Annotated in this window: 16 protein-coding genes; 5 read left to right on the top strand and 11 right to left on the bottom strand. The window is 71.7% G+C overall.

From position 1 onward, the window contains the following. The first annotated feature begins 3 nt into the window (after window positions 1-3). The gene (locus tag ASD84_RS00935) at window positions 4-1,371 is read left to right on the top strand and encodes a GDSL-type esterase/lipase family protein (RefSeq protein ID WP_162251473.1); all 1,368 of its coding nucleotides are present in this window, start codon (window positions 4-6) and stop codon (window positions 1,369-1,371) included. On the opposite strand, the gene ASD84_RS00930 is transcribed toward ASD84_RS00935, so the two are convergent. Further along, window positions 1,343-2,650: a class I adenylate-forming enzyme family protein gene (locus ASD84_RS00930; RefSeq protein WP_056705770.1), complete on the bottom strand. Its 1,308-nt coding sequence runs from the start codon at window positions 2,648-2,650 to the stop codon at window positions 1,343-1,345. The genes ASD84_RS00935 and ASD84_RS00930 overlap by 29 nt on opposite strands. A 22-nt stretch (window positions 2,651-2,672) precedes the next feature. Between ASD84_RS00930 and coaE the strand changes: the two genes are divergently transcribed. Beyond that, on the top strand, window positions 2,673-3,269 hold the full coding sequence (coaE, locus tag ASD84_RS00925) for a dephospho-CoA kinase (protein WP_056705767.1): 597 nt from the start codon (window positions 2,673-2,675) through the stop codon (window positions 3,267-3,269). Window positions 3,270-3,283: 14 nt separating this feature from the next. On the opposite strand, the gene ASD84_RS00920 is transcribed toward coaE, so the two are convergent. The 4 genes from ASD84_RS00920 to ASD84_RS00905 all read right to left on the bottom strand — a co-directional run bounded on the left by ASD84_RS00920 (window position 3,284) and on the right by ASD84_RS00905 (window position 9,668). Then, complete coding sequence (locus ASD84_RS00920; protein WP_056705765.1) at window positions 3,284-4,243, bottom strand: RNA polymerase sigma factor RpoD/SigA; 960 nt, start codon at window positions 4,241-4,243, stop codon at window positions 3,284-3,286. A gap of 170 nt (window positions 4,244-4,413) precedes the next feature. Further along, on the bottom strand, window positions 4,414-6,597 hold the full coding sequence (locus ASD84_RS00915) for a S9 family peptidase (protein WP_056705762.1): 2,184 nt from the start codon (window positions 6,595-6,597) through the stop codon (window positions 4,414-4,416). A gap of 9 nt (window positions 6,598-6,606) precedes the next feature. Next, entirely contained in the window at window positions 6,607-7,956 is a 1,350-nt protein-coding gene (locus tag ASD84_RS00910; protein ID WP_056705760.1) for a DNA polymerase IV, read from the bottom strand. A 44-nt stretch (window positions 7,957-8,000) separates the two neighbouring features. Then, the gene (locus tag ASD84_RS00905) at window positions 8,001-9,668 is read right to left on the bottom strand and encodes a sigma-70 family RNA polymerase sigma factor (protein WP_056705757.1); all 1,668 of its coding nucleotides are present in this window, start codon (window positions 9,666-9,668) and stop codon (window positions 8,001-8,003) included. A 394-nt stretch (window positions 9,669-10,062) separates the two neighbouring features. Between ASD84_RS00905 and ASD84_RS25255 the strand changes: the two genes are divergently transcribed. After that, window positions 10,063-11,073 carry a DUF4192 domain-containing protein gene (locus tag ASD84_RS25255; protein ID WP_162251472.1) on the top strand — a complete coding sequence of 337 codons (1,011 nt, stop codon included), beginning with the start codon at window positions 10,063-10,065 and terminating at the stop codon, window positions 11,071-11,073. Continuing rightward, the gene (locus ASD84_RS00895) at window positions 11,066-12,526 is read left to right on the top strand and encodes a glutamate-cysteine ligase family protein (protein ID WP_056705751.1); all 1,461 of its coding nucleotides are present in this window, start codon (window positions 11,066-11,068) and stop codon (window positions 12,524-12,526) included. The genes ASD84_RS25255 and ASD84_RS00895 overlap by 8 nt, the downstream gene beginning before the upstream one ends. A 30-nt stretch (window positions 12,527-12,556) precedes the next feature. On the opposite strand, the gene ASD84_RS00890 is transcribed toward ASD84_RS00895, so the two are convergent. Further along, window positions 12,557-12,997, bottom strand: a complete 441-nt coding sequence (locus ASD84_RS00890; RefSeq protein ID WP_056705748.1) for a hypothetical protein — start codon at window positions 12,995-12,997, stop codon at window positions 12,557-12,559. A 78-nt stretch (window positions 12,998-13,075) separates the two neighbouring features. On the opposite strand from ASD84_RS00890, the gene ASD84_RS00885 reads away from it, so the two are divergent. Continuing rightward, the gene (locus tag ASD84_RS00885; RefSeq protein ID WP_056705744.1) at window positions 13,076-13,921 is read left to right on the top strand and encodes a sulfurtransferase; all 846 of its coding nucleotides are present in this window, start codon (window positions 13,076-13,078) and stop codon (window positions 13,919-13,921) included. Here the strand turns inward: ASD84_RS00885 and ASD84_RS00880 are convergent. The 5 genes from ASD84_RS00880 to ASD84_RS00860 form a co-directional block, all read right to left on the bottom strand. Continuing rightward, window positions 13,902-15,947 carry an SDR family oxidoreductase gene (locus tag ASD84_RS00880; protein ID WP_056705741.1) on the bottom strand — a complete coding sequence of 682 codons (2,046 nt, stop codon included), beginning with the start codon at window positions 15,945-15,947 and terminating at the stop codon, window positions 13,902-13,904. The genes ASD84_RS00885 and ASD84_RS00880 overlap by 20 nt on opposite strands. 33 nt (window positions 15,948-15,980) lie before the next feature. Then, window positions 15,981-16,973 (bottom strand): septation protein SepH, encoded by a 993-nt coding sequence (gene sepH / locus ASD84_RS00875; protein ID WP_056705738.1) that lies wholly within the window; start codon window positions 16,971-16,973, stop codon window positions 15,981-15,983. Between the two features lie 192 nt (window positions 16,974-17,165). After that, window positions 17,166-17,567 carry a YchJ family protein gene (locus tag ASD84_RS00870; RefSeq protein WP_056705735.1) on the bottom strand — a complete coding sequence of 134 codons (402 nt, stop codon included), beginning with the start codon at window positions 17,565-17,567 and terminating at the stop codon, window positions 17,166-17,168. A gap of 3 nt (window positions 17,568-17,570) precedes the next feature. Continuing rightward, window positions 17,571-18,899, bottom strand: coding sequence for a D-arabinono-1,4-lactone oxidase (locus tag ASD84_RS00865; protein WP_056705732.1), 1,329 nt, complete (start codon window positions 18,897-18,899; stop codon window positions 17,571-17,573). Further along, entirely contained in the window at window positions 18,859-20,085 is a 1,227-nt protein-coding gene (locus tag ASD84_RS00860) for an MFS transporter (protein WP_056705728.1), read from the bottom strand. Before ASD84_RS00860 ends, ASD84_RS00865 begins: the two co-directional genes overlap by 41 nt. Window positions 20,086-20,114: the final 29 nt, after the last annotated feature.

Raw genomic sequence — 20,114 nt, 5'->3', positions numbered from 1 at the left:
GGCATGAGAAGGAGCCACCGGCGGGTAGTCCTGGGCGCGTTCTGTGCGGTGCTCGGTCTTGCGAGCGGACTGGCCCTGCCGGGGCCGGCGCGTGCTGTCGAGGAGGACACGTCGAGCGACGTCGTTCGCATCCTGATGGTCGGCGACTCGGTCACCCAGGGTTCCTCCGGTGACTGGACCTGGCGCTACCGCTTGTGGCAGCACCTGCAGACGTCCGGTGTCGCCGTCGACTTCGTCGGCCCCCGCAGCGACCTGCGGGACCTCCGCACCGGCGGCCCGGGCGCGACGTCGTACGTCGATCCCGACTTCGACCGGGACCATGCCGCGCGCTGGGGGATGTGGAGCGGGTACCCGGACACGCCGATCGGCACCCTGGTCGCCGACCACCAACCCGACGTGGTGATCACCATGCTCGGCGTCAACGACATCCTCTACGGGCGTTCCCCTCAGTCGACGGCCGAGGACACGACCGGGCTGGTCGCCGCCGCTCGGGCTGTGGATCCGGACCTCGCGTTCGTGGTGGCCGAGGCGACGCAACACTGGTTCACCGGAGTGTCGGAGTTCAATGCCGCGCTGGGGCCGGTGACGGCCGCAGTGACGACGGCGGAGTCGCCGGTCGTGGTCGCTGAAGCCGCTGCCGGGTACGACGAGCTGCAGGACACGTGGGACCACGCCCACGCCAATGCCCGTGGCGAGGTCAAGATCGCTGCCGCCGTTGCAGACGCGCTGGCTGCGCTCGGGATCGGGGACCCCGCACACCGGCCACTGGTGCTTCCGCCCGTCGGTCCGCGAGCAGGTCCGTCGCTCGTCTCGACGGCCGGTGACGGATCGGCGACGCTGACCTGGCAGGGCGCGCCCGGTGCGACCAGCCATCTGCTCTGGGCGCGCGACGCCACCGCCGGCGGTCAGTGGATGCTCCTCGCCGAGGGCTTGCCGACTGACGGGGTCCGCACCCTGTCCCCACTCGACAACGGTCGTCGCTACCAGTACCGCCTGCAACCGGTGAAGGGTGATGATCCACCAGAAGGCGACGTCTTCTCAGCTGTCGTGGACGTGATCCCGACCGCCCCTGTGCTCCCGCCACCACCCCCGGCGCCGGCTTTGACCGCACCCGGCTGGATGCGTGCCGCGGCCGGCCGGCGCTGCACACGACTGGCCTGGCGACCGGTGAGCGGCGCGACGTCGTACTGGATCCAGCGCCGGGTCGACGGTCACTGGACCCGTGGGGTGCGGACCACCGGGTCGCGGGTGACGCTGGTCCGGCTGCCGCTCCAGCGTTCCTGGCGGTTCCGCATCCGCGCGGTGCGGGGCGCTGTGGCCGGGCCTCAGGCCACCATCACGGTCAGGCGTCGCGCGACGGGTCGCTGCTGACGGCCGGATGGGCCGCGACCAGTTCGGTGCGGCGTACCTTCCCGGTCAGGGTGCGGGGGAGCGTGTCCAGGAGGACGTAGTCCTTGGGGCGCTTCGGTGGGGCGAGGTGCGTCCGGGCGAAGCGGTCCAGTTCGTCGACGGTTGCGGTGCCGACGATCGCCGCGCAGACTCGTTGGCCCCAGGTCGGGTCATCGACGCCGTAGACCGCGATGTCGGCAACGCCCGGGCACGTGCCGAGGACCTGCTCGACCTCGGTGGGGTAGACGTTCACGCCGCCACTGATGACCAGGTCCTCGCGGCGGCCGTCGAGGAAGAGGTACCCGTCCTCGTCGAGGCGACCGAGGTCGCCGACCGTGAAGGCCGGCCCCTCTGGGGTGGTGCGCCAGGTCGCGGCGGTCTTGGCGGGCTCGTTGAAGTAGGTGAAGCGGGCGAAGTCGGGCACCGTGCACCAGATGGTGCCGTCGGGGTCGAGGCTCAACGACCTCCCGGGGCGCGCCCGGCCGACGGTGCCGGGACGCTCCAGCCACTCCTCGCTGCGGCAGGCGGTGAACTGTCCCTCGGTCGATCCGTAGAACTCCCAGGTCGAGCCCTCGGGGAACGCGGCGATCAGGCGGCGCTTGAGGTCGGTGGGGCACGGGGCGCCGGCGTGGGCGACGAGCCGGAAGCAGGACAGGTCGGGGATGCCGTGTTCGTCCCAGTGCTCGAAGAGCCGCTGCAGGTGGGTCGGCACGCAGAACATCGTCGTCGGTCGCTCGCGAGCGATCGTGGCGCTCACTGCGGCCGGGTCGAAGCCACGCTGCTGGTCGAGCCTGTCGAGACCCACGATCCGGCCGCCGGCGAGGAGTGTTCCCATCGCGAACCGCAGGGGAGCCGAGTGGTAGAGCGGGCTGAGCACGAGATTGACGTCGTCGGGGGAGAAGCCCCACAGCTCGCGCTCGTCAGCCAGCAGCGCCCGCGCGTCGTCGGACGTCAGGATCCCCGAGAAGACGCCTTTCGGCACCCCGGTCGTCCCACTGGTGCAGTGCATCGGGCGCCCCAGCGGCAACCCTGCCTCCGGGAGTACGTCGACCAGCTCGGCCAGGTCCGGCGCCGAGCGCACGATCCTGGTCGGTGCCAGGCCCGCCAGGATCCGCGCCTGCTCGCTGTCGGTCAGCCGCGGGTCCAGCGGGATCGGGAAGACGCCTGCCGTGAGCAGGCGCAGCACCGCGTCGACGTACTCGTGGGAACCGGGGACCAGCAGGGCCACCCGGTCACCGGCGGTCAGCGGCAGGTCCTCCACGAGGCCACAGTAGGGTCAGCGCGTGCGCGTCGGACTGACCGGGGGGATCGCCTCGGGGAAGAGCACTGTCTCGACGATCCTGCGGGAGCTGGGTGCGGTGGTCATCGACGCCGACCAGCTGGCGCGCGAGGTGGTGGCACGGGGCACGCCCGGACTCGCGGCCGTGGTCGAGGCGTTCGGTCCCGAGCTCCTCACCGCTGACGGTGACCTGGATCGCCCGAAGATGGGCGCGCTGGTCTTCGGTGACGAGGAGCAGCGGCGTCGGCTCGAGGCGATCGTGCACCCCCTGGTCTTCGAGAGGTACGCCGAGCTCGAGGCGTCGGCGCCCGCGGACGGCATCGTGGTGCACGACATCCCGCTGCTCGTCGAGTCGGGCCGGGCCACGGAGTTCGACGCGGTGATCGTCGTGGACGCGCCGACCGAGGTCCAGATCGAACGGATGGTCCGCGACCGGGGCTGGACCGAGGAGGAGGCCCGGGCGCGGATCGCGGCCCAGGCCACCCGCGAGGAACGGCGCGCCGTGGTCGAGCAGACGAACGGCTACCTCATCGACAACACCGGGACGCACGAAGACCTCCGTACGCGGGTCACGGAGGTCTTCGCGGAGTTGTCGGCCTAGCGGCCGCGGCTCTGTCAGGCGGCCAGGTCCGGGTCGCCGAGGCGACGCAGCTTCTGCAGCGCCTCCCGCTCCAGCTGGCGCACCCGCTCGGCGGAGATGCCGTGCTTGACGCCGATGTCGGCCAGCTTGTGCTGGCGGCCGTCGACCAGGCCGTAACGCGAGCGGATGATGTCGGCCGCTCGCTCGTCGAGCTGGTCGACCAGGCTGTTGAGCCGGTCGCGCGCCTCGGTGTCGAGCACCGTCAGGTCGGGTCCGGGAGTGGTCTCCTGCGCCATCAGGTCACCGAGCGAGGTGTCGCCGTCCTCGTCGATCGGGGTGTCCAGGCTGACGTGCTCACGGCCCCAGGCCATCAGGTCCAGCACCCGGTCGACCGGGAGGCCGAGCTCGGCAGCGATCTCGGTGGGGTCGGGATCGCGGCCGAGCTGCCGCTCGAGCGTGCGCCGGGCGCCGCCGACCTGGTTGAGCTCCTCGACCACGTGGACGGGCAACCGGACGACGCGGGCCTGCTGCGCGATGCCGCGGGTGATGGCCTGGCGCACCCACCAGGTGGCGTAGGTGGAGAACTTGTAGCCCTTGGCGTAGTCGAACTTCTCGACCGCGCGGATCAGGCCGGTGTTGCCCTCCTGGATCAGGTCGAGCATCGGCATCTGCGCCCGGCCGTACTTGCGCGCGATGGAGACGACCAGTCGGAGGTTGGCGTTGATGAACTCCGTGACGGCCTTCTGGCCCTCCTCGGCGATCCATTCCAGCTCGGCCTGGTTGGCCAGCTTCGGGGCACCGCCCTTGCGGCGGCCCACCCGACCCTCGGCGAGCAGGCTCTCGGCGTACAGGCCGGCCTCGATGGCCTTGGCGAGCTCGACCTCACGGGCGGCGTCGAGCAGGGGAGTACGGGCGATCTCGTCGAGGTACAGCCCGACGCTGTCGCGACCTTCGATCTCACGTCCGGTGTTGCGCCTCGCGGTTGCGGTGGCCATCGCGGTTCTCCTTCGCTGAGCAGACCGGGTGAGGTCCGCACGTTGGTCCCAACACGTCCCGTGTGCCCGGGATTCCCGAACGGTGCAGTTGGTTGTTACCCCGAATGACGTGCGGCAGGCCCCAGAAGTTGCGAGGAGTTGCGAATCTCAGCCACTTCTCAGTCTCGCGCTCAGGAAAGAGGCTCCTGGTCGGCCAGACCGAGCCGGTCGAGGATCCACGCGAGGCTGAACGCGCGGTCCTCCCAGGCGCGGTAGCGCCCGGAGACCCCACCGTGGCCGGCCGCCATCTCGGTCCGCAGCAGGACGTCGGCCTGCGGTGCTCGCTCCCGCAGCCGCGCCACCCACTTTGCGGGCTCGACGTACAGCACCCGGGTGTCGTTGAGGGAGGTCTCGGCGAGGATCGGCGGGTACGGGAGGTCAGCGACGTTCTCGTACGGCGCGTACCCGGCGATCCGCTCGTAGGCGACCGGGTCGTCGCTCGGGTTGCCCCACTCGTCGTACTCCGGGACGGTCAGGGGGAGCGCGGCGTCGAGCATCGTGGTCAGGGTGTCGACGAACGGCACACCGGCGACGAAGCCCCCGAACGCCTCGGGAGCCTGGTTGGCCACGGCGCCGATGAGCAGGCCGCCGGCGCTCGCGCCCTCGGCGACGATGCGGTCGGCCGTGGTCCAGCCGTTCTCCACGAGGTGCCGCGCGCAGGCGATGAAGTCGTCGAAGGTGTGCTGCTTGTGCTCGAGCTTGCCGTCGTCGTACCAGTGCCGGCCCATCTCGCCACCGCCCCGGACGTGGGCGATCGCGAAGGCGGCCCCGCGGTCCAGCAGCGACAGGCGGCTGACGGCGAAGTACGGATCGATGGAGGCCTCGTAGGCGCCGTAGCCGTACAGGTGCACCGGGACGGGGGCGCTGCCGTCGGGGCCGCGCACGCCGCGGCGGACCACCAGCGAGATCGGCACCTGGACCCCGTCGACCGAGGTCGCCCAGAGCCGGTGCTCCTCGTAGTCGTCGGCGTCGTAGCCACCGAGGACCGGCGCCTGCTTGCGCAGCACGAGCTCACCGGTGCGCAGGTCGTGGTCGTACACGGCCGACGGGCGGCTCAGGCTGGTCATCCCGACCCGGATGGTCGGCTGCTCGAACGCAGGGTTGCTGCCTGCCCCGACCGTCGCCAGCTCCCCGGGGAACTCGACGAAGCGGTCCGAGGTGACCGGCGCTGCGGCATCGGGACCGAGGTCGAGGACGCGGACCTGGGTGCGGCCCTCGCTGCGCTGCTGGACGACCAGGTGGTCGGCGAACGCGTCGACGTCCTCCAGCCGGACGGCCGGGTCGTGCGCCAGGAGGGGCTTCCAGTCCGCCACGGGCGTGGGTACGGCGGGCGCGACCGCGAGCTCGAACTCCGGACCGCTCGCGTTGTGCAGGACCAGGAAGTGGTCCTGCCCGCCGATGACGGCGTGCTCGAGGGAGTACTCGACGCCGTCGGTGCGGGTCGCGAAGCAGAGCGGTTGGGCGGTCGGGTCCTCGGCATCGAGGACGTGGAATTCGGAGGTCGTCTTGGAGCTGGCGGCGATCATCACGTAGCGCCGGCTGCGGGTGCGGCCCACCCCCACGAAGTAGCGGCCGTCGGGCTCGTGGAACACCAGGTCGTCGTCGGCCTGGGCGGTGCCGAGCCGGTGCCGCCACACCTTGTCGGGCCGCCACGCCTCGTCGACCGTCGTGTAGTAGAAGTGGTCGGGCGACCCGCCCCAGGTCACGCCGCCGAGCACGTCGGTGAGGACGTCGTCGAGCAGCTCGCGGGTGGTCAGGTCCAGCACCCGCACCGTGTAGCGCTCGTCGCCGACCACGTCGGTGGCGTAGGCCAGCAGCAGGTCGTCGGGGCTGACCGCGGACCCGCCGAGCGAGAAGAAGTCGTGTCCCTCAGCGAGGGCATCGAGGTCGAGCAGCACCTCCTCACCGGGCAGGGCCGGCTGGTCCGGGTCGGCGTCGGCAGCCGGCTGCGGGGGAGCCCAGTCGTCGGGGTCGGTGACGGGGACGCGGCAGCTGGCGCCGTACTGCCTGCCCTCGAAGGACCGGCCGTAGTACCAGTGACCGCGCACGCGCGTGGGAACGGAGAGGTCCGTCTCGAGGGTGCGGGCCTTGATCTCCTCGAAGATCTTGCCGCGCAGGTCCGCGAGGTGGGCGGTCCGTGCCTGGGTGTAGTCGTTCTCGGCCTCGAGGTGGGCCAGTACGGCCGGGTCGTCCTTGGCGCGCAGCCATTCGTACTCGTCGGTGCGGGGGTGACCGTGCAACGTGGTGGTGACGGGACGCTGCTCGGTACGCGGCGGGACGGGCTGGGCAGGCTGATCGGGCTGCTCGACGGACATGCAGGAACGCTACTGGTCCTCTGGTGGCTCCGGAGCGGGTGGGCGCCATCGGGCCAGCGAGGGATCGTCGACCCGGAACGAACGGACCGGCCCCGGCGGGGTCTCGGCGGTCTCGAACCGCACCGTCACCACGCCCTTTCCCGAGCCCCAGACCCAGCCGCGCCCGTCGGTGGCATGGATGACGTCCATGCCCGGTGCCCAGTGGACGTCGGACGGGCGGGCGCCGGCCTGGTCGGGTTCGGACGCCGGCTCGGGGGCTTCTTCGGGCACCTCGGAGTCGTCGGAGTCGTCGGCGAACAGGTCCTCCTGGACCCAGTCGGCGAGCCCGGACACCCCGACGCCGAGCAGCCGCACGCCGCCGGACGTGTCCAGGTCGGCGAGCAGGGAGCGGGCGAGCCGGGCGATCGTGGCGGTCTCCTCGGTCGGTGCGGGGAGGGTCGAGGAGCGACTCAGGGTGGTGAAGTCGTAGAGCCGGACCTTGAGCGTCACGGTGCGACCCGACAGGCCGCTGCCCCGCATCCGGCGCGCGACCTCGCCGGCCTGCTTGACGACGATGGACTCCATCTGGCGCCGGTCGGTGAGGTCGTGCTCGTAGGTGCTCTCGACGCTGACCGACTTCGTCTCGCGGTCGGGTACGACGGCGCGGTCGTCCTCGGCGCGGGCGAGCTGGTGGAGCGAGGCACCCTGCGCCTTGCCGACGATGCTGACCAGCTCCTCCTGACCGATGGCCGCGAGCTCGGCGACGGTGTGCACCCCGATCCGCCGTAGCCGCTCGACGGTGGCGGGCCCGACGCCGGGGATGACCGAGACCCGCATGGGGTGCAGTAGCGCGATCTCGGTGCCGGGGGAGATCACGGTCAGGCCGTCGGGCTTGCGGAGCTCGCTGGCGATCTTGGCGAGGAACTTCGACGAGGCGACGCCGACGGAGGCCGTCAGTCCGTCGGTGACCTCCTGCACCCGCAGGCGCAGGTCCTCGGCGAACGCCGTGACGGTCGGTACCTCGAGGTCGGGCAGGTCGGCTCGTTCGAGGTCGACGAACGCCTCGTCGAGGGACAACGGCTCGACCAGGGGCGAGCACGATCGGAGCAGGGCCATCACCGCAGTGCTGGCGGCCCGGTAGGCGTCGAAACGGCCGGACAGGAAGGCCGCCTGGGGGCAGCGCGCGCGAGCCTCACGGGTCGACATCGCCGACCGGACGCCGTACGCCCGGGCTTCGTAGGACGCCGTGGAGACGACGCCCCGCCCACCCACCCCGCCGACGATCACGGGCTTGCCGCGCAGCGAGGGCTTGTCACGCTGCTCGACGGCCGCGAAGAAGGCGTCGAGGTCCAGATGGAGGACCGAGGCCTGGGCGCGCACGCGCGTCACGTTAGTCGCCAGCGCCGACGTCGCGGGCCGAGCCCTCAGCTGATGGTGAGCGCCGTGTCGTCGATCCAGAAGGCAGTGGTGGTGTTGGTCGGTTGGACGTAGGTCCAGGTCAGGGTGACGTCCTGGCCTGCATAGGCCGACAGGTCCGCCGTCCGGATGGCCCAGCCACTGACGCTGAGGTTGGAGAAGGTCTGCAGGGTGTCGCCGTCGGCGGTCAGCCTGAGGGTCTCGGTGGCCGTGCTGGCGCTGTGGTTCGTGTGGACGCGCATCCAGTAGGTGAACGTTGCCCGGCAGCCTGCGGGCACGGCGACCGTCTGGGTGACCGTCTCGGTGACGGGCACCGCCTGGCTGCCCAGCCAGGCGTAGCCGCTGCCGGTGCGGGAGTAGCCGCCGTCGGAGTAGACCCCGGCGTTGCTCGTCGACCAGCCGGTCGTGCCGTCCTCGAAGCCCGGGTTGACGAGGAGCTGGCCGGCGCAGGGGGCCGGGTCGGGTGAGCGCAGCCGGTCACCGCTCGGGGGTGTGGTCTCGGGGGCCGGGTCAGCGGTCGGGACGGTGGCGGCATCAGTGGCCGCAGGGCTGGAGGCGGAGGTGCCGGGCGTCGTGGCTCCCGGGGAGGCCGCGGTCGTGGCGGCGGTGGTGGCAGCCGAGGCTGACGGACTCAGCGTCGCGGGCGCGGGCCGGGCCTGGTCGCCAGTTGTCGAGTACGACGACGAGGTCACGCCGTGCGACGGGGGCCGGACCTGCGCGGCAACCGGCGGCGTCCCCCCGTTCGTGACCACGAGGGCGGTCGTCACTGCGGCGGCTGCGACGGAGGCGGCCGCAGCTCCCGCGACCGCGCCCTTGGCGGTCGCGAGGGGGCCCAGCGTGTGCTGCCACGACAGCCACGTCCCGAGGTGCGGCGCGTGAGCGAGGTCCAGGCCCAGGACGGCGGCGGCGGGGAGCACCGGCCAGATGACGACCCGCAGCTTGTGGTTGACGGCGTACGCCGAAGCGAGGGCCGCCGCGCAGTCCGGACAGGCGTCGAGGTGGGCCTCGGTGGCCAGGCGTCGCTTGGTGCCGAGCGTGCCGCGCAGGTAGGGGACGAAGCGGGCGCGGTGCGTCTGGCAGGTGGCGTCCGCGGAGGGCTGGACGTGACCCTCGAGGAAAGCGGCGCTGAGCCGTTCGCGGGCCCGGAAGAGCCAGACCGCGACGGTGCCGGGCCGGGCGTCCAGCTTCTCGGCCATCTCGGCGACGGTGTATCCCTCGACGGCGCTGGCCCACAGCAGCCAGCGCTGGGGCTTGCTCAGCTGCTCCCAGGCCCGTCGCGCCGCTTCGGGCTCGTCGCCGGGATCGGGCTCGGGCGCCACCCCGGGCAGGTCGACGTCGTCGATGGTGACCGTCTGGATCCGGCTCCGCCGGAAGTGGTCGACGGAGCAGGCCCGCACCGTCTGACACAGGTAGGCGCGGAAGTCGTCGGTGGGGCCCTTGCCGGCTCGCAGGGCGCGGAGCACGCGGGCGAAGGCCTCGGCGACCAGGTCGTCGGGATCGGTCGGGCTGATGCGGCGCGCCACCCCGAGCGCGACCGGTTCGTGCCGGACCCACAGCTCGCCGAAGGCGTCGGGGTCACCGTCCCGGGCCAGGGCCAGCAGCTGCTCCTCACTGGAGGAGCCCAGGTCCTCGTGCCGGAAGCGGAAGTGTCGGCGCGCGTTCAGCATCTCGGTCATCGCACACCCCCCATCCGTGGCCCCCCCGGTCCCGGTGCGCGAGCTCCGCGCGCACGCCTCGAGGGTAGAGGAACAGGAACGCGTTCCACCGGATTCGAGGAATTTCGAGATTGCTGTAATCCGCGTGCCAGACGCACGTCTTCCCTCGTGTGCCGGTCCCGGTGTCCCCAGGACCGTCGCGCAGGAGAACCCCACGAACGGAGCCAGGCGGCCCCCATGTCGCCCGGCTCCGTTCGTGGGCCCGTGCCCAGGTCCGGCACATGCGTCACGGTGGTTCACTCACATCACGAAAAGAGCCGCCAACTGTCCCCACACAGTGACCCGCCGGACCTGGGTGCACAGGCCCCGTGCCTGCACTGCTTCTTCGTCGGCCGCGACGGTGAAGGTCGCTGTCATGACAACCTCTCCGTCGCGCCCCACCACCCTGACCGTCCGCAACCCCGAGGACATGCTCGCCATCGCGCCGGTCCTGCTGGGCTTCTGGCCCGAGGACTCCATCGTGATGATGACCTTCGGCGCCGATCGCCCCTTCCACGCCCGGATCGACCTGCCGCCGCTCGAGGTCCAGACCCTGGCCGTGCAGCGCGAGCTCGACGAGCTCCTGCTCGGCCCCGCCCGACGCCACTACGCACAACACGTGGTGCTGCTGTACTTCACCACCGACCGGGCTGCGGCCCTCGCCGCCCACCGCGCCCTTCGTCGCGGCTGCCGGCGGGCGGGGATCACGGTGGTGGCTGCGCTCGCCGCCGACGGCGAGCGTCACGCCGACCTGGAGGGTCCCGGGCGGCATGCGCCCGGGACGCCGTACGACGTGTCGGCCCACCCGTTCGTCGTCGAGGCGCTCGTCAGCGGCCGTCTCACCCATCGCAGCAGGGCCGAGCTCGTGGCATCGCTGGACAGCGACCCGCAGGCCGTGGCCGGCGTGGAGGAGGCCCTGGCCTCCAGTGGCCTCGCAGACGAGGACGCGCCCACCGACGGGAGGTCCATCCGGCGGGAGGGCAGATGGGTCGAACGGCGTGTCGCCGAGCTCGTCGCCGCTGGCGCCGAGCCCTCCGATGACGAGGCGGCGCGCCTGCTGTGGGTGCTCCAGGCATCGCGGGTGCGGGACGCGGCGTGGTCGCTCATCTCGCGGCGCGACGCCGATCGGCACGTCCGGTTCTGGTCCGCGCTGGTGCGCCGCACACCGGATGCGCTGGTCCCGGCGCCAGCGACGCTGCTGGGCTGGGCCGCCTGGCAGGCCGGCGACGGTGCCAAGGCCTGGGTGGCGCTGGATCGGTGCGAGCAGGTCGAGCCCGACTACGCACTGGCCGTGTATCTCGGCTCGCTCCTGCAACAGGCCGTGCCGCCCGAGTTCTGGGAGGGAGGGTTCGACTGGGCGCTGGGTCTAGGGTCGGTGCATGGGTGACGCCGTCGCTGCACAGGAGTTCACACCGGCCGACCGGACCCGTTACCGGGAGAAGGTCCGGCGCTGCCTCGACGTGTTCGAGCGGATGCTGCGCGAGTCGGCCTTCGACACCGATGACCCGTGGACCGGGCTGGAGGTCGAGCTCAACCTCGTCGACGACGCCGGCGACCCGGCGCTGCGCAACGCCGAGGTGCTCGACGCGATCGCGGATCCCGACTTCCAGACCGAGCTCGGCCAGTTCAACATCGAGCTCAACATGCCGCCGGGACCGCTCTCGGGCGGCGGGCTGGAGTCCTACGAGTCGCAGCTGCGGGCGAGCCTCAACGCCGCCGAGGAGAAGGCAGCACCGCTCGGCGCGCACCTGGTGATGATCGGCATCCTCCCGACGCTGCGTCCCGAGCACCTCGGTGCCGACTCGATGAGTGCCAACCCGCGCTACCAGCTGCTCAGCGAGCAGGTGCTGCGCGCCCGAGGCGAGGACATCAGCATCGACATCCAGGGCGTCGAACGCCTGGCGACCACGGTCGACACCATCGTCCCGGAGGCGGCCTGCACCAGCACCCAGCTGCACGTCCAGGTCAGCCCCGAACGGTTCGCGTCGTACTGGAACGCCTCCCAGGCCATCGCCGGCATCCAGCTCGCGGTGGGCGCCAACGCGCCGTACCTCCTGGGCAGGCACCTGTGGTCCGAGACCCGGATCCCGTTGTTCGAACAGGCCACCGACACCCGCAGCGAGGAGCTCAAGGTGCAGGGCGTGCGGCCGCGGGTGTGGTTCGGCGAGCGGTGGATCACCTCGGTCTTCGACCTCTTCGAGGAGAACGTGCGCTACTTCCCGGCCCTGCTGCCGGTGATCGACGAGGAGGACCCGCTGACCGTCCTGGAGGCGGGAGGCACGCCCAACCTGGCGGAGCTCCGGCTCCACAACGGCACGATCTATCGCTGGAACCGGCCCGTCTACGACATCAGCGGCGGCCTTCCGCACCTGCGCGTCGAGAACCGCATCCTCGCCGCGGGGCCGACGGTCATCGACACGGTCGCCAATGCCGCGTTCTACTTCGGACTGGTCCGCGCGCTCGCGGAGAACGAGCGCCCCCTGTGGTCGCAGATGTCGTTCAGCGCTGCGGAGGAGAACTTCCACACCGCGGCCCAGTACGGGATCGATGCCGAGGTCTACTGGCCCGGTCTGGGCCGGGTCCGCGCCACCGAGCTCGTCGTACGACGCCTGCTGCCGCTGGCGCACGACGGGCTCGCCGCCTGGGGTGTCGGGTCGGCGGAGGCGCACCGGTACCTCGACGTCATCGAGCAGCGCTGCCTGGCGGCGACCAACGGCGCGGACTGGTTCGTGCGGCAGGTCCAGCAGCGCGAGGGCGAGGACCGTGCCGACGTGTTGCGTGCCGTCCTGGGCGACTACCGCGCCCGGATGCACGACAACCAGCCCGTCCACACGTGGTGACCCGGACCTGACTGCTGCCTACTCTGCCGTCTAGCCTGCCGGCTCGGCCGCACGGAGCCGGGACCACGCACGCCCGGCACCGGACCGGGGGTCACGCCACGATCGACGGGTGACCACCACCAGGTCCAGCCGCACGCCGAGCTCGCCCGACGCGGCACCGGCCGCGGCTGCCCACGCGAGGTCCTCGGTGTCCGGCCCCGAGTCGGCCCGCGTCAACCAGGTCAGCGGCACGACGTCGCGGCTCAGGCTGGTGCGTGCCATCGCTTCCAGCACCTCGATGCGCAGAGCCAGGTCGAGGTCGTCCTCCGGAGCGACCTCGAAGGTGCAGACCTCTCCGCCGGGGACGCCGACGTGCAGCACCGCGGGGTACGCGCGCCGGTGTTCGGCACGGGCGTGGTCGATCACCGCGCCGCGCAACACCCGTTGCAGGAGGAGCGGCAGTGGCTCCTGGAGTCCCGTGCCCGTCGACATGGGGATCAGCGTGCCGGATCACCCCGACCTGCGCGTCCGTCCTCCACAGGCCACCGGCGGCCTCGTAGATTCGCGGACATGGCCGACCCCCTGATCGACCCCCTGATCAATGTTGCCGACCTCGCCGACCTGGTGGCTCGGGGCGATGGGGTGACCGTCCTCGACGTCCGTTACCGGATGGGCGGGCCGCCCGGGCCGGGTGAGTTCGCCGCGGGCCACGTCCCCGGGGCGTCGTACGTCGACCTCGACGCCGACCTCGCGTCCGAGCCAGGTGTGCGCGGGCGCCACCCATTGCCGGACACGGCCGTCTTCGAGGCAGCGATGCGCCGTGCCGGTGTGAGCGACGCCCGCCCCGTCGTGGTGTACGACGACTGGTCGGCCCATGCCGCGGCACGCTGCTGGTGGCTGCTGCGCCACCACGGTCACCTCGACGTGCGGGTGCTCGACGGCGGCTGGGCGGCCTGGACGGCGGCCGGTCTCGCGGTCGAGACCGGTGCCGGTACCGGCCCCGCAGCCGTCGGCGACTTCACCGCGAGGCCGGGCAGTCAGGGGTTCGTGACCGTCGAGAGCGTCCGCGAGGCCGCGATCCTGATCGACGCCCGCGCACCCGAGCGTTACCGCGGCGAGGTCGAGCCGATCGACCCCGTCGCCGGGCACATCCCCGGAGCGGTCAACGTGCCGACGGCGCGCAATCTCGGACCCGACGGCCGGTTCCGCTCAGCGGCCGAGCTCCGTTCCGTCTACGCAGAGGTCGGCGCCGTCCCCGGTGCCGACGTTGCCGTCTATTGCGGCTCGGGGGTGACCGCGGCCCACGACGTCCTCGCGCTGGAGGTCGCCGGAGTGGCCGCGGCCCTCTACCCGGGCAGCTGGAGCGAGTGGGTGGCCGATCCCGCCCGACCCGTGGTCACCAGTGGACGCCCCTGAACAGCTGCGCGAGCAGCATCTGCTCGGTCTCCCGGCGGCTCGACTCGGGGGCCTCCTCGGCCGCGGCGGCCGCCGCTGAGGTGGTGTTCTTGCCCTTCGCAGCGGCCGAGTCCGGGAACACCTGGTAGGCCAGGTTGAGCACCCGGAACGCCGTCTTCGGGGCGAGGGTGTGGGCCAGCGCGCCGGCCGTCCCGAAGGTCGTGTTGATCTCGTGCGGCTTCTCGACCATGGCCCGGATCACCACGTCGGCGGCCTGGGAGGGCGAGATGGTGGGGAATTTGTCGTACATCTTGGTCGGCGCGATCATCGGCGTCCGCACCAGCGGCATGTGCACGTTGGTGAAGGTGATGCCGTGCCCGACGACCTCGGAGGAGACCACGTTGCTCCAGGCGTCGAGCGCCGCCTTGGAGGCGACGTAGGCCGAGAAGCGCGGCGGGTTGGTCTGCACCCCGATCGAGGAGATGTTGACGATGTGCCCGGACCGCTGCTCGTGGAGCTGCGGCATCAGGCCGATCAGGAGCCGGATCGCGCCGAAGTAGTTCAGCTGCATGGTGCGCTCGAAGTCGTGGAAGCGGTCCTGCGACAGCTTCAGGGAACGACGGATCGAGCGGCCGGCGTTGTTGATCACGAAGTCGACGCTCGGCAGGTCACGGACCAGCTGCTCGCAGAGCCGGTCGATCGCCTCGAGGTCGGACAGGTCGCAGGGGAAGACGTGGGCCTGTCCGCCGCGGATCTCGATGGCGGACTTGATCTCCTCGAGCTTCTCCTTGCCACGGGCCACCAGGACCGGGATGCCGCCGGCCTGGGCGACCTTGAACGCGACGACCTTGCCGATGCCCGAGGAGGCCCCGGTGATGACGACGTACTTGTCCTTCAGCGCGGCGACGGCCTTGGGGTCGCGCGCGAGGGTGTCGTCGAGGTTCTCCTCCCAGTGCGCCCACAGCGCCCGCGCGTAGGTCTCCAGCGGCGGCACGCTGATGCCGGAACCCGCGAGGGCCTTCTCGGTGATCCGGGAGTCGAAGACCGACGGGAACGAGGTGTGGGCCAGCGCCTCGGCCGGGAGTCCGAGGCGGCCGATCGTCTGGTCGAGAGCCAGCTGGCCGGGGGTCGACCGGACCACGGCCTTGATGATGTTGCTGGGGCGCAGCTGGCGCGGGATCAGGCCCAGCGGACCAGCGCTGGTCACGTTGCGGTCGATCGGGGTCGCGAACCGGGGAGCACCGGCTGCCGCGCAGAAGGCGTTGATCATCTCCGCCACCGGCTGCGGCTCCGGGTAGACCAGGTGGAACGCCTCGCCGTCGCGGTCGGGCAGGTGGGCGAGGTGGTCCATCGCCTTGGAGACGTAGTCGACGGGCACGATGTTGGTGTCGCCGAGGTCGACGCCCACCAACGGCAACCACGAAGGCAGGTTGTCGCGGAGCCGCTTGATCAGCGGGAACATGTAGTAAGGACCATCGATCTTGTCCATCGCGCCGGTCTCGGAGTGGCCGACCACGATCGCCGGCCGGTAGATCCGCCACGGGATCTTCGCCTCGTCGCGGACCAGCTTCTCGGAGGCGTACTTCGTGCGGTGGTACGGCGACGGGAAGGGCTGGCCCTCCTCGAACATCGTCTCGTCGAACCGGCCGTGGTAGTCGCCGGCCGCGGCGACCGAGGACACCTGGTGGAAGCAGCCGGCCCCGAGACGCTCGGCGAGGCCGAGCGCGTGCCGGGTGCCGTCGATGTTCATCGCGTCGTTCGTCGCGTCGTCGGCCGTGATGTCGTAGATCGCGGCCAGGTGGAAGAAGTGCTTGATCGAGCCGGCGTGCTCGTCGATCCATTCCGGGTCGACGCCGAGGTCGGCCTTGCTGAGGTCACCCAGGACCGGGCGGACCCTGGTGGAACCCGATTGGCGGATCAGCGCCTCCATCTTCTTGTGGGAAGACGGGCGGACCAGGACGTAGATGGGCCCTTCGCGGCGATCGAGAAGGTCAGCGACGAGGTGGCGGCCGATGAAACCCGTGGCGCCAGTGACGAAATAAGCCATGGGCGCAGGTTACGCCCCAGTAGCGCGGCCGGACTATGCCTGGTCCGAACCGCCGAACATGATCTCGTCCCAGCTCGGAACCGATGCGCGGCCGCGCTTCTTCTGGACCGCCCGGCGGTGCCGGGCCGCCTCGGCCTCGCGCTCGGCCTCGGTCGGCGCGGAGTCCGCGACGACGGGCTGGTCGGCCGTCGCGCGGATCGGTTCGTCGTGGTCGACGCGGGCGGCAGGGACGTCGACCAGTGCCTCGGCGGCCTCGCCGCCGACCAGGTCGAGGGCGTCGTCGCCGAGCGGCAGGCTGGACCCGAGGTCGCCGCCCAGCGGGAGCTCGTCGGCCGGCACCGAGGACAGCCGGCGTTCGCGCACCTGGCGCAGCTCGTCGCGCGCAGCCGGGACCGCCGGGGCCTCGAGGACGTCGCCGATCAGCCAGCGGGCGTCGTCGTTGTCGGTGATGACGTAGTTGCCGGGAGCGTCGTAGGTGAAGCGGGCGGTGCCGTTGCGCTCGCCGGAGGTGTAGGCGCCCGTGAGCACCCAGCGCCCGGTCTCGCGGCGGTAGGCGTCCCAGGTCACACCGGTCGGGTCGGCGCCGATGGCACGCAGCTGGGCGGCCACGGCGTCGCCGAGCACCCTGCTCTGGGTGTGGGCGGCCCCCGTCTCGCTGGGGCTACGACGGATCGACGCCTTCTGTGCGCGACCGGCGACGTGCTCACGCTCGGCGAGGACGGGCGCGATGTAGGGCATGATCGCGTCCACCGTGGTGCCGGCTGCCTGCGCGACGGTGTCCGCGGTCTCGCCTGCACGGATGCGGATCTGGATCTCGCGGGGACGGATGCTGCTGCTCATCTTGATCTCCAACTGGCCGAGACGGGTGGTCTCACCGCGCACCGCAGCGCGGAGGTCGGGCGTGATGTCGAGGGTGAACTCGGCGCCCTGGTCGTCCACCAGCAGCAGGCGCCGACGGTCGGGACTGATGCCGGCGAGATCAAGTCGGGACGAGCCGTTGCCGGCCTGGTCCGCCTTGTCCGCCATCGTGTCCTCGGTTGTCTGCCTGGGGGAGTCCTGCCTGGTGCCGGGGTGGTGCTCCGGTTCCGCCGAGCCTACGCCCGGGGAACCCCCGGATCGGGTTGCCGGTCCGGCGTGTGGCGACGTGTCGACATTTTGCGATGCCGGTGGTGGGCCGGTGGTGGGCCGGTTGTGAGCGGGTTGTGGGCTGATGGGTGACTACGACCACTCGGCGCGCCCACGGACGTACTGCCAGCCCTCGTTGTCGCGCCGGAACCTGCTCGTCTCGTGCAGGGCGCCCGGCACGCCCTCGCGGAGGTAGGACGCCCGGAACTCGACCATGCCGCGTCGGTCCTCCGGTCCGCCGGCCTCGGTCGCGAGCACCTCGAGCCCGGTCCAGCGCAGCCCGTCGTCGAGGTCGATCGACTCGGGCCGGGTCGCGGGGTGCCAGGTCGCGAGCAGGTGGCGCACCTCGCCGGGGCCGCCGACCACGAACGCGGAGTACCTCGAGCGCATCAGCTCCTCGGCGGTTGCCGGCGTCGCGGTGCCCCGGTGGAACGGGCGGCAGCAGGCGTCGTACGCCTTGCTGGAACCGCAGGGACAGGCCTTCGTCGTACTCACGTCTCAGGCGCCGAGAACGCGGTCGAGGTACGGGTTGGTGAACACCCGGTCCGGGTCCAGTCGGTCACGCAGCGCGGTGAAGTCGCCGAACCGCGGGTAGAGCGGTGCGAGGTCTTCGGCGTCCAGGGAGTGCAGCTTGCCCCAGTGCGGCCGCCCGCCGTGGTCGCGCATGACCGACTCCATCAGGGCGAAGTAGGCCTCGTGATCGGCGCGGTGGTGGGTGTGGAAGGCGAGGTAGAAGGAGTCGCGCCCGTACGACGTCGACAGGGCCACCTCGTCCGCCGGAGCCACCCGGATCTCGACCGGGAACGACACCGACAGCCCGGAGCGCTCGAACGCGGCGCGGCACTCGCCCAGTGCGACCAGGCCGGCCTCGCGCGGCACGGCGTACTCCATCTCGCGGAAGACCACACGTCGTTCGGTCGTGAACACGCGGTGGGCGACGTCCGAATAGCTGCGCGGCCCGATCATCCGGGCGGCGAAGCGGTTGGCGGCCGGGATCGCGCGTGGCACCCGGTTCAGGGCGGCGGTCTGTGCGCCGAACACGGTGTTCGCGAGCAGGTCCTCGTCGAGCCACGACCGCCAGCGCGGCAGCGGCTCGGCGACCGTCAGGTCGGTCCCCATCCGGTCGTAGCCCTTGGTCAACAGGCGGTCCGCGTGCGGGAACCAGTACATGTCGACGTGGTCGTGCGCTGCCGTCAGGTCGTCGAACCAGGCCATGCCGTCGTGCCACGACAGCGGCCGCTCCTCGGCGCGGAGCACGAAGAGCGGTTCGACGGCGAAGGTGATGGTGGTGATCACGCCCAGTGCTCCGAGACCCACCCGCGCCAGGTGGAAGACGTCGGAGTTCTCGTCGGCGGTGGTGCGGATGATCTGGCCGGTGCCGGTCACGAGCTCCAGACCGACCACCTGGGCGGCCAGGCCCGCGGCCCGCCCACCGGTGCCGTGGGTGCCGGTCGAGATCGCGCCGGCGAGGGTCTGCTCGGCGATGTCACCCATGTTGTGCAGGCTCAGCCCGAGCCGTTCCAGCTCCGCGTTGAAGACCTTGAGCTGGGTGCCCGCGAGGGCGGTGACGGTCATGGCCTCGCGGTCGACGGAGAGGATCCCGCGCATCCCGTCGGGCAGGAGCTGGACGTGCTCGGGCTTCGCGATCGCAGTGAAGGAGTGACCGGTGCCGGCGGCCTTGACCTTCCGGCCGGCGGCGCGCGCCTCGACCACGGCCGCGCGGACCTCGTCGGCGCTGCCCGGGCTCAGGACCTGCAGTCCCGAAGCCGACTCGAGGCCGGACCAGTTACGCCAGCTGTCCGGTCGGGTCCGATGACGCGTGCTCATGGGACGGCACCGTAGCCGGAACCCGGGTGGCCAGTGCGCCGACCAGCGCCAGTGCGCCTCCGGCCGCGCAGACGAGGTACGCCGGCGAAGCGCCCTCGGCGTCGATGAGGACTCCTGCGATCGCGGCACCGGGTGCCAGCCCCGCGGCCAGGCCGGTGCCGATCACGGCCATGCCCTCCGTGAGCCGAGCGGACGGCAGCACCTGCTCGGCGAGCGACATGGTGGCGATCAGGGTCGGTGAGATCGCGAAGCCGCCGATCAGCAGGACCGCGCCCATGACGGGCAGCGAGGGCACCACGGCGAGCGGGGCCATGGCCAGCAGCATCCCGAAGGCGCCCAGGCGCAACCGGAAGAGGGGGCCACGACGCCACGTGATCGCGCCGGACACGACGCCGGCCACCAGGCTGCCCAGCGCCCAGACCGCGAGCAGGAAGCCGGCCGCCGACTTGTGCCCCTGTTCGTCTGCGAACGCGACGGTGACCACCTCGGCCGCGCCGAACAGGATGCCGAGCGCTCCGGCGACCACGGTGAGCGGCGCGATGGCCGTCCACGGGATCGGCGGTCGTACGCCGTCGGTGGCTGTCGGCGGGTGCGCGGGCGGCTCGGTGGCACGCTGCGCAGAGAACGCGTAGGTCCCCAGGACACCGGCAACCAGGGCCGCGCCGAGGCCCGCCAGCGGGTGCACGGCGGTGGCCAGCAGGGTGACCGCGATCGGACCGACCAGGAAGACGGTCTCGTCGGCCACGGCCTCGAAGGAGAACGCGGTGTGCAGTCGCTCGGGCCGGTCCGCGAGCGTGTGGGACCAGCGTGCACGGACGCAGGTGCCGACCGACGGCAGTGCCGCTCCGGCGACGGCTGCGCAGGCGTAGGTGGTCCAGACCGGCCAGTCCCAGCGCAGCGAACCCATCGCCAGGACCAGTCCGACGCCCCAGACGGTGATCACGGCCGGCAGCACCCGGCTCTGCCCGAGCCGGTCGAGCAGGCGGCCCTGGGGGATCGCGAAGAGGGCGTTGGCGATGAGGGCGACCGCGGACACCGAGCCGGCGAAGCCGTAGGACCCCGTCTCGTGCTCGGCGAGCAGGACGATGCCGAGGCCGACCATGGAGATCGGCAGTCGTGCGACCAGGCCGGTCAGGCTGAACAGCGCCGTGGCGGGCGTGAAGATCTGGCGGTAGGACTCGAGCATCGCCCCTGCATCCTGCTCCCTACGATGGG

The organism is Nocardioides sp. Root682, assembly GCF_001427795.1.
GTDB lineage: Bacteria > Actinomycetota > Actinomycetes > Propionibacteriales > Nocardioidaceae > Nocardioides.
The sequence above is the reverse complement of the archived record's forward strand: the minus strand, read 5'-3'. Positions and strand labels throughout refer to the sequence as shown.